We start from the raw sequence: 7,505 nt of genomic DNA, 5'->3' as shown, positions 1-7,505 counted from the left end.
TGGAAGCGACCGGCCCGCTGCTGGCCATAGCGCGCGCGAACGACATCGAGGGCGCAATCGCCAACATCATGGGCGGGACGGGCGACGCGAGCGAAGGGCTCAGCCTTGCCGCTCTGGCGAAGATCAACGCCAAGCAGGCGCAGATCGCGGCGGACAACGGGCTGAAGCTCGCGGTCTATGAGATGAACGCGCACCTGCACCTGAGCGCGCATCCGGCAGCGGTGCAGGCCGAGCTCATCGAGTTCGTCACCCGGTTGCAGCGCGACCCGCGTGCGGCGGTCATCGCCGAAGGTATTCAGGCACAGGCGCGAGCGATCGGTGCCGAGGAGGCGTGCTGGTTCGCCTGGTCGTCGCCGCCGACGAAGAACGGGTACTTCGCGGTCAAGGGCACGGCGGCCGAGCCGGTCGTGCGAGGGGCGCGGGTCAGCCAGTTCGATGCGCTCAAGGGCAAGATCGTGCGGATGAGCGGCGAGTTGAGTGCGGCCGTGGCGCAGCTGGCGTCGTCCGAACGCTAGAGCAACGTCGGCGCCGCCACCTTCCGCGTCGGAAATTCCGGCCCGCGCACCGTCATGAGCTCGGCGGGGTAAGGCCGCTGGAGCGCCACCACGTCGTCATAGCTGCCCGTCAGCCACCGCTCATGATCCTCCGGTCGCAGGATCGTGATCATGGCCTTGGGATGGATCTTCTCGACGAGCTCGTTCGGGTCGCACGTGACCATTGTGAAGCCCTTTCGCCCTTCCGCCAGATGCTGCCAGAAGCCGGCGACGGCAAAGGTCGGTTGGTCCGTCACGTCAAACCACATCTCGCCCCGAATCGGCTTCTTGCCGTCGCCCAGGTCGATCGGCTCCGGCGTCCATTCGCAGAACTCGGTCAGCGGAACGAGGCAGCGGTTCTCGGGATTGGCGGCGAGGCGTCGCCATTGCGGCAGGCCGAGATTGCGCACGTTCGTCATCGGCCACTTGGCGCCCCCGCCGAGCACGTCCCAGCTCATCAGGTCGAACACGCGGCCGGCGTCGCCCGTTCGGATTACGGGCGCCAGCGACTTGGGCGTCAGTTCAACCGGGAAGCGGTTCGGGATGGCGTCGGCCCAGAGCGCATCGAACGTGGCGTGAAGCGTCTCGGGCTCGGTCGACAGGCGGGCGCGGTTACACATGAGCGGCAGCAGACACGAAGTAGCCGGCGGTCCGCAATAGCTTGGATCACATATCCAGATCAGCGTCAGTGATAACGAACGGCTCGCTTAGCGGCCCTTCGGCGACGCGCTCGGCCACCATGGCCGCAATGATCCGCATGTTCTGCGCGACAATCTCGGGCCCGGTCTGAGGCCCGGTGCCAGCGCCCCAGAGCGCGTGGATCGCGTTTGCTTCGACGATTACAGTGTAGGTCGCGCCGTCGAGATCCACCTGTGTCGAGACGGGCTCGAACTCTGGTTCGGGGAATGTCAGATCGTCGGTCATTCTTTCTCTCTTTCCGCCGCCGCCTTCCGCTCCTTCCAATCCTCCTCGATCCAGCGCATCTCGGTCTGCTCGTCATAGGACTTGGTGAACCAGCCCGGCCCGATGAAGAACCGGTTCCATCCGGGGCAGTCCTTCTTAAGGCGACACCGACACCGGCGGTTCCACAAGCTGTATTCCGGCCCCACTTTCTCGATCAGCGCCGGGATGTCGATTTCCCTAAGGCGCTTGCACTCCGTGCATGAGACGCGCGCCGTCATGCCGCAGTCGATAAGAGTGCCGAGCGTGCGGCGTACCCGTGCCGGCATTTCTCACATCGGAGCCCCAAGCTGCTGCTCCGGTATGCCGAGATACTCCGCCAGGATGCCTCGATCGCGCTCCGCCAGCACCTTGGGCGACCCGCGCAGGTAGCGGCCCACGTACCCGGGCGACCGTCCGATCAGCCGCGACAGGCCGGCGCAGTCCTCGTGTCGCTCTTGGACCAGCCTCCCCAGGTTCGCTCGGGCCTGCTGTTCGGTGGCTTGGGGGACGACTCGGATACGCATGGTGGCAGGGTATTTGTTCGCGGTGTGTTCTGCAATGGAAGTTGATAGCAGTACGCCAAGTATTGACATCCCACTTTGCGCAGGACATTATCTGACTTGGATAACGCTCAAGGTCCGACGCGCCGCCCGGGATCGGGGATAGCGTCCTTGTCGAGCTCTTCCGCAGATTAGGCCGGATGGCCTCCGCGATAGCGCTATCATTCGAAACTCGTTGCAGTCGACTGTGACATGCTGGAAACCTAGCATGCTTCACGATGCACTTTGCTCGATCCCAGAGTGGGTCATGGCTATCATGGCCGTCGTCCGCGAATTTCGCAGGCGTTAACGTGGGTCCGCTCCGTGTTTTAGGAGCGGACCCATCACCGCCCCTCCCCCGGCAGCCCGGCGGAAGGGGTGTCCTTGGGTTCCAGAATGAAGCAGGCGATATGCCGCCCTGTGCCCTTACCCTCGGATCCGTCTTCTGTGGCTCGCCAGCGAACGTCACCAAGATTCTCGACCTTCGCGCCTGCCGCGAGCAGCATCAGGAGCCACTTATCCACGGGATAGACCAGCACGACCCGCTTGCCCTTGTTCTGTTCCTCGATCGCCTTCCGCGCCCACGCAGTCGGTCCCTTTTTCTTGGGGGCTTTGTCGCCCGGTCCCTGGTGCAGGATCGAGCCGAATGGTGGATTGACGTAGCTCGATTGGCCCCATTCACAGGTCAGGCCATCAAAGCCGTCTGGCTTGGGGAATGGGCACGGATCGAAATCGAAACTGAACCGCACGTCGAGCGCGCGATAAATATCCGGCGGCGTCAGCCAGTAGTGCTTGCCATCATCACCGTTGCCGACGTGAAATTTGTTTGCTGCCGGAGCAAGCTGGCTTTGGTGGATCCCCATCACCGCCCCTCCCGCTTCACGGGCAAGCCTGAGTAAGGCTCGTCCCACCAGGCGTGGTCGGGATGGTCGGAAGCCTGAAACGGTTTACACAGAAAGGCTAAGCTATTGACGTAAAAGGCCCGATTTGAGCGGAGGTTTACACACAACCCCGCGAAAATCTGCCGATACCTCTTGCTTTGGGACCAGGGGGTCGCAGGTTCGAATCCTGTCTCCCCGACCAGAAATCCGCCAAAAATCTCGGCCGCGCTTTCGGTTTTTGCAGCCTTTTTAAAGGACGGCGACAGTCTGCCGCGCATGGACAGACCAGCTAAGCGAGCCGGTCGATCAGCGCGAGCGCGTTAGCCGGCGCTTTCCCGAGGGTGGTATTGTCGAATATCACCCACACGTCCGCACCGTCAGCCACGAGCGCGCGCACTGTCGCGGCATGCTGCCCGATCGCGGCCGGGGAATAGTCGGATCTGTAGATGTCCGGCGAGCCGTGCAGCCGGAAATAGGCGAGACGCCGCCACCCGCCGGGCAAGGATGCTCCAGGCACCAAGGCGGGATCGGCGGCGACGCGCGCAAACCCTAGCTCAACCAGCAGCGCATCGGCCGCCCCGTCGAACCAGCTCGCATGACGTGGCTCGCATACCAGCGGCCCGCCCAAGACGGTGCCGGCTTCCTCGAAGAAGGCGCGCGCGACATCGTGGTCGAACCGGAGGCTTGGCGGAAGCTGGACCAGAACCGGGCCGCGCTTCCCGCCGAGCCCGGCAATCTCGTCGGCAAAGCGCCGCAGCAGATCGCCGCAATCGCATAGCCGCCGCTCGTGCGTGATCGTGCGCGGCAGCTTGACCGCGAACCGGAAGTCGTCCGGCACGCTTGCCGCCCAGCGTTCGTAGGTCGCGCGCCGATGCGGACGATAGAAACTGCTGTTGATCTCGACAGCGGAAAAACGCGTGGCGTAGCGCTCGAGATGGCTGCCCGCCGATCCGAACGCACCCGCGACCGCCGAAGGGATCGACCAGCCCGCTACGCCGACATGAATGACGGGTCTTTCGGATTCCATTCTATCGGCCGTCGGGCGCCTCGTCCGACCGCGCGCTGCTGGCCGCCCGCTCCCGCTTCGCTCGCTTGCGTTCCTCACGCGCGCGACGCTCTTCCTGCTTGCGCATCTCGCGCCCGCGATTGCGATCGGCCTCGTCCTGGCTGGTCGTGGCCCAATCCACCCCTTGTGACGCCGCACGCACCGGAAAGGTGACGACGTTGGCCACGGTCCGCACGCAACCCGTCAGGGCAAGAAGCATGACAGGCAGGAGCAGGAGACGGATCATGCCCGTATCCGGCGCTCTCGCACGCCTTCTGTCAATCGGCGAAAGTGGGGTCCGCCATCCGCACGTTGCGGAGCAGATACGGTTGCAGACGCAGCGGACCCCAAAAAGAAAATGCCGCCGCTCCGGGGAGCGACGGCACAGTCTTCACCTCAGCGCGATGCGCCTCAGTTGTTCAGATATTCGCCAGCATCGGCGTCGGTGCCGTGTCCGCTGGGCGCGACCTCCGCCAGCGGGTCCTGGCCCGCGCCGCCCGAGTCACGCGGCGTACGCGCGAGTTCGGCGGCATGCTCCTCGGCCGCGTTCTTCGGCGCGACGATCGCGGCCTGCAGGCTGCGCTGCGAGGCGCGGAGCGCCGCGTCGCGCGAGGAGGCGGTGACGCGCAGCCGGTTCATGCCTGCGCCGGTGCCGGCGGGGATGAGGCGGCCGACGATCACATTCTCCTTCAGGCCGTTCAGGCTGTCGACCTTGCCCTGCACCGAAGCCTCGGTCAGCACGCGGGTCGTCTCCTGGAACGACGCGGCCGAGATGAACGAGCGCGTCTGGAGCGAGGCCTTGGTGATGCCGAGCAGGATCGGCTTGCCCTGTGCGGGCGCCTGCCCCTTTTCGAGCTTGGCGTTGATCTCGTCCATCTCCTCGCGATCCACCTGCTCGCCGGGGAGCAGGGTGGTGTCGCCGGCGAAGGTGATCTCGACCTTCTGCAGCATCTGACGGACGATCGTCTCGATGTGCTTGTCGTTGATCTTCACGCCCTGCAGACGATAGACCTCCTGAATTTCCGACACGAGATATTCGGCAAGCGGCTCGATCCCGAGCACTTCCAGAATGTCGTGCGGATCCGGGCTGCCGCCGATCAGATTGTCGCCACGCTTGACGTAGTCGCCTTCCTGCGCGTCGATCGTCTTCGACTTCGGCACCAGATACTCGACCGGCTCCGATCCATCGTCCGGACGGATGATGATCTTGCGCTTGGCCTTGTAATCCTTGCCGAACTCGACCCGGCCGGAGACCTTGGCGATGATCGCGTTCTCCTTCGGCTTGCGCGCCTCGAACAGCTCGGCGACGCGCGGCAGACCGCCGGTGATGTCACGGGTACGCGCCGCTTCACGCGGAACGCGCGCCAGCACCTCGCCGGCCTCGACCATCTGCCCGTCCTCGACCGCGATGACCGCGCCCGGCGCCAGGCGGCTGACGCCCGCCTCGCCCGAGCCCTCGTCGAGCAGGGTGATGCGCGGACGCAGGTCCTCCTTTTTAGAGCGGCCCTGGTCCTCGATCACCACGCGCTGGGTGAGGCCGGTCGTCTCGTCCGATTCCTCGCGGACGGTGCGGTTCTCGATCAGGTCCTGGAACCGGACCATGCCCTTCTTGTCGGTGATCACCGGCATGTAGGCCGGATCCCACTGCGCGATGCGGTCGCCCTTCGACACGATATGCCCGTCGTCGATCAGCAGCTGCGCACCGTAGGGCAGACGATGGGTCGAACGCTCGCGTCCGTCCATGTCGACGATCGCGATTTCCGCCGAACGGCTGAGCGCGATGCGCTGGCCGCGCGGATTGACGATCGTCGGCAGGCCACGGAACTCGACCTTGCCGTCGGCCACCGCCTCGAGGTTCGACTGCTCGTTGAGCTGCGCCGCGCCGCCGATGTGGAAGGTCCGCATCGTCAGCTGCGTGCCCGGCTCACCGATCGACTGCGCCGCGATGACGCCCACAGCCTCACCGATGTTCACCGGCGTACCGCGGGCAAGGTCACGCCCGTAGCAGGCCGCGCACACGCCGCCCTTCGACTCGCAAACCAGCGGGCTGCGGATCTTGAGCGCCTGGACGCCGATTTCCTCCAGCTTCGCCACCATCGCTTCGTCGAGCAGCGTGCCGTGCGCGACGACCGTCTCGCCATTCTTGCTGTCGACCACGTCCTCGGCCGTGGTGCGGCCCAGCACGCGCTCGCCAAGCGAGGCAATGGTCGAGCCGCCCTGGACGATGGAGCGCATTTCCAGCGCCCGCTCGGTTCCGCAATCGAGCTCGACGACGACGCAATCCTGCGACACGTCGACCAGACGACGGGTGAGATAGCCCGAATTCGCCGTCTTCAACGCGGTGTCCGCGAGGCCCTTGCGGGCGCCGTGGGTCGAGTTGAAGTATTCAAGGACGGTCAGACCTTCCTTGAAGTTCGAGATGATCGGCGTTTCGATGATCTCGCCCGACGGCTTGGCCATCAGGCCGCGCATGCCGGCCAGCTGCTTGATCTGCGCCTGCGAACCACGCGCACCCGAATGGGCCATCATGTAGATCGAGTTGATGTCCTTCTCCCGGCCGTCGTCATTCTTTTTGACGGCCTGGATTTCCTTCATCATCTCGTTCGCCACGCGGTCGCCGCAGCGCGACCAGGCGTCGATCACCTTGTTGTACTTTTCCTGCTGGGTGATCAGGCCGTCTTGATACTGCTGCTCGTAATCCTTCACGAGCGTGCGCGTCTCTTCGACCAGCGGCTCCTTCGCGGCGGGGATGACCATGTCGTCCTTGCCGAACGAAATACCCGCCTTGAAGGCGTGACGGAAGCCGAGCGCCATGATGCCGTCCGCGAACAGCACCGTCTCCTTCTGGCCGGTGTGGCGATAGACGGTGTCGATGACGTCGCCGATCTCCTTCTTGGTCAGCAGGCGGTTGATCGTCTCGAACGGAACCTTGTGGCTCTTCGGCAGCGTCTCGCCGAGCAGCATGCGGCCCGGCGTCGTCTCGAAGCGCTTGAGGTAGGTCTTGCCCTCCTCGTCGGTCTGCGGAACGCGGCTGATGATCTTCGTGTGCAGCGTGACCGCGCCGGCGTTGAGCGCCTGGTGCACCTCGGTCATGTCACCCAGCAGCGATCCCTCGCCCGGCTCGCCTTCCTTCATCATGGAGAGGTAATAGATACCCAGCACCATGTCCTGCGACGGCACGATGATCGGCTTGCCGTTCGCGGGCGAGAGGATGTTGTTGGTCGACATCATCAGGACGCGCGCTTCCAGCTGCGCCTCGAGGCTCAGCGGAACGTGGACGGCCATCTGGTCGCCGTCGAAGTCGGCGTTGAACGCAGAGCAGACCAGCGGGTGGAGCTGGATCGCCTTGCCCTCGATCAGCACCGGCTCGAACGCCTGGATGCCCAGACGGTGGAGTGTCGGCGCACGGTTCAGCAGAACCGGGTGCTCGCGGATCACTTCGTCCAGAATGTCCCAGACTTCCTTGCGCTCCTTCTCGACCCACTTCTTCGCCTGCTTCAGGGTCATGGACAGACCCTTGGCATCGAGACGCGCGTAGATGAACGGCTTGAACAGCTCGAGCGCC

General features: G+C 64.7%; 8 protein-coding genes. 1 reads left to right on the top strand and 7 read right to left on the bottom strand.

Annotated elements, in window-relative coordinates; genetic code table 11:
- Nucleotides 1-515 (top strand): hypothetical protein (locus tag ACOJSF_RS09800; protein ID WP_420142025.1); only part of this gene is annotated, 515 nt, incomplete at its 5' end.
- Here the strand turns inward: ACOJSF_RS09800 and ACOJSF_RS09795 are convergent.
- The 7 genes from ACOJSF_RS09795 to rpoC all read right to left on the bottom strand — a co-directional run.
- Nucleotides 512-1,153, bottom strand: coding sequence for an SOS response-associated peptidase family protein (locus ACOJSF_RS09795; protein ID WP_420142024.1), 642 nt, complete (start codon nucleotides 1,151-1,153; stop codon nucleotides 512-514). The two genes, ACOJSF_RS09800 and ACOJSF_RS09795, sit on opposite strands and share 4 nt — an antisense overlap.
- Nucleotides 1,154-1,199: 46 nt before the next feature.
- Nucleotides 1,200-1,457 carry a hypothetical protein gene (locus tag ACOJSF_RS09790; RefSeq protein ID WP_420142023.1) on the bottom strand — a complete coding sequence of 86 codons (258 nt, stop codon included), beginning with the start codon at nucleotides 1,455-1,457 and terminating at the stop codon, nucleotides 1,200-1,202.
- Nucleotides 1,454-1,714 (bottom strand): hypothetical protein, encoded by a 261-nt coding sequence (locus ACOJSF_RS09785; RefSeq protein ID WP_420142022.1) that lies wholly within the window; start codon nucleotides 1,712-1,714, stop codon nucleotides 1,454-1,456. Before ACOJSF_RS09785 ends, ACOJSF_RS09790 begins: the two co-directional genes overlap by 4 nt.
- A gap of 644 nt (nucleotides 1,715-2,358) precedes the next feature.
- A complete protein-coding gene (locus tag ACOJSF_RS09780; protein ID WP_420142021.1) occupies nucleotides 2,359-2,880 on the bottom strand; it encodes a hypothetical protein in 522 nt (173 codons plus the stop codon).
- A 304-nt stretch (nucleotides 2,881-3,184) separates the two neighbouring features.
- Nucleotides 3,185-3,922, bottom strand: coding sequence for a DUF72 domain-containing protein (locus ACOJSF_RS09775; protein WP_420142020.1), 738 nt, complete (start codon nucleotides 3,920-3,922; stop codon nucleotides 3,185-3,187).
- A gap of 1 nt (nucleotide 3,923) precedes the next feature.
- Nucleotides 3,924-4,187, bottom strand: coding sequence for a hypothetical protein (locus ACOJSF_RS09770; protein ID WP_420142019.1), 264 nt, complete (start codon nucleotides 4,185-4,187; stop codon nucleotides 3,924-3,926).
- A gap of 164 nt (nucleotides 4,188-4,351) precedes the next feature.
- A partial coding sequence (gene rpoC / locus ACOJSF_RS09765; RefSeq protein ID WP_420142018.1) for a DNA-directed RNA polymerase subunit beta' occupies nucleotides 4,352-7,505 on the bottom strand: 3,154 nt, incomplete at its 5' end.

Source organism: Sphingomonas sp. (genome assembly GCF_048594985.1).
Lineage (GTDB): Bacteria > Pseudomonadota > Alphaproteobacteria > Sphingomonadales > Sphingomonadaceae > Sphingomonas_I.
The sequence above is the reverse complement of the archived record's forward strand: the minus strand, read 5'-3'. Positions and strand labels throughout refer to the sequence as shown.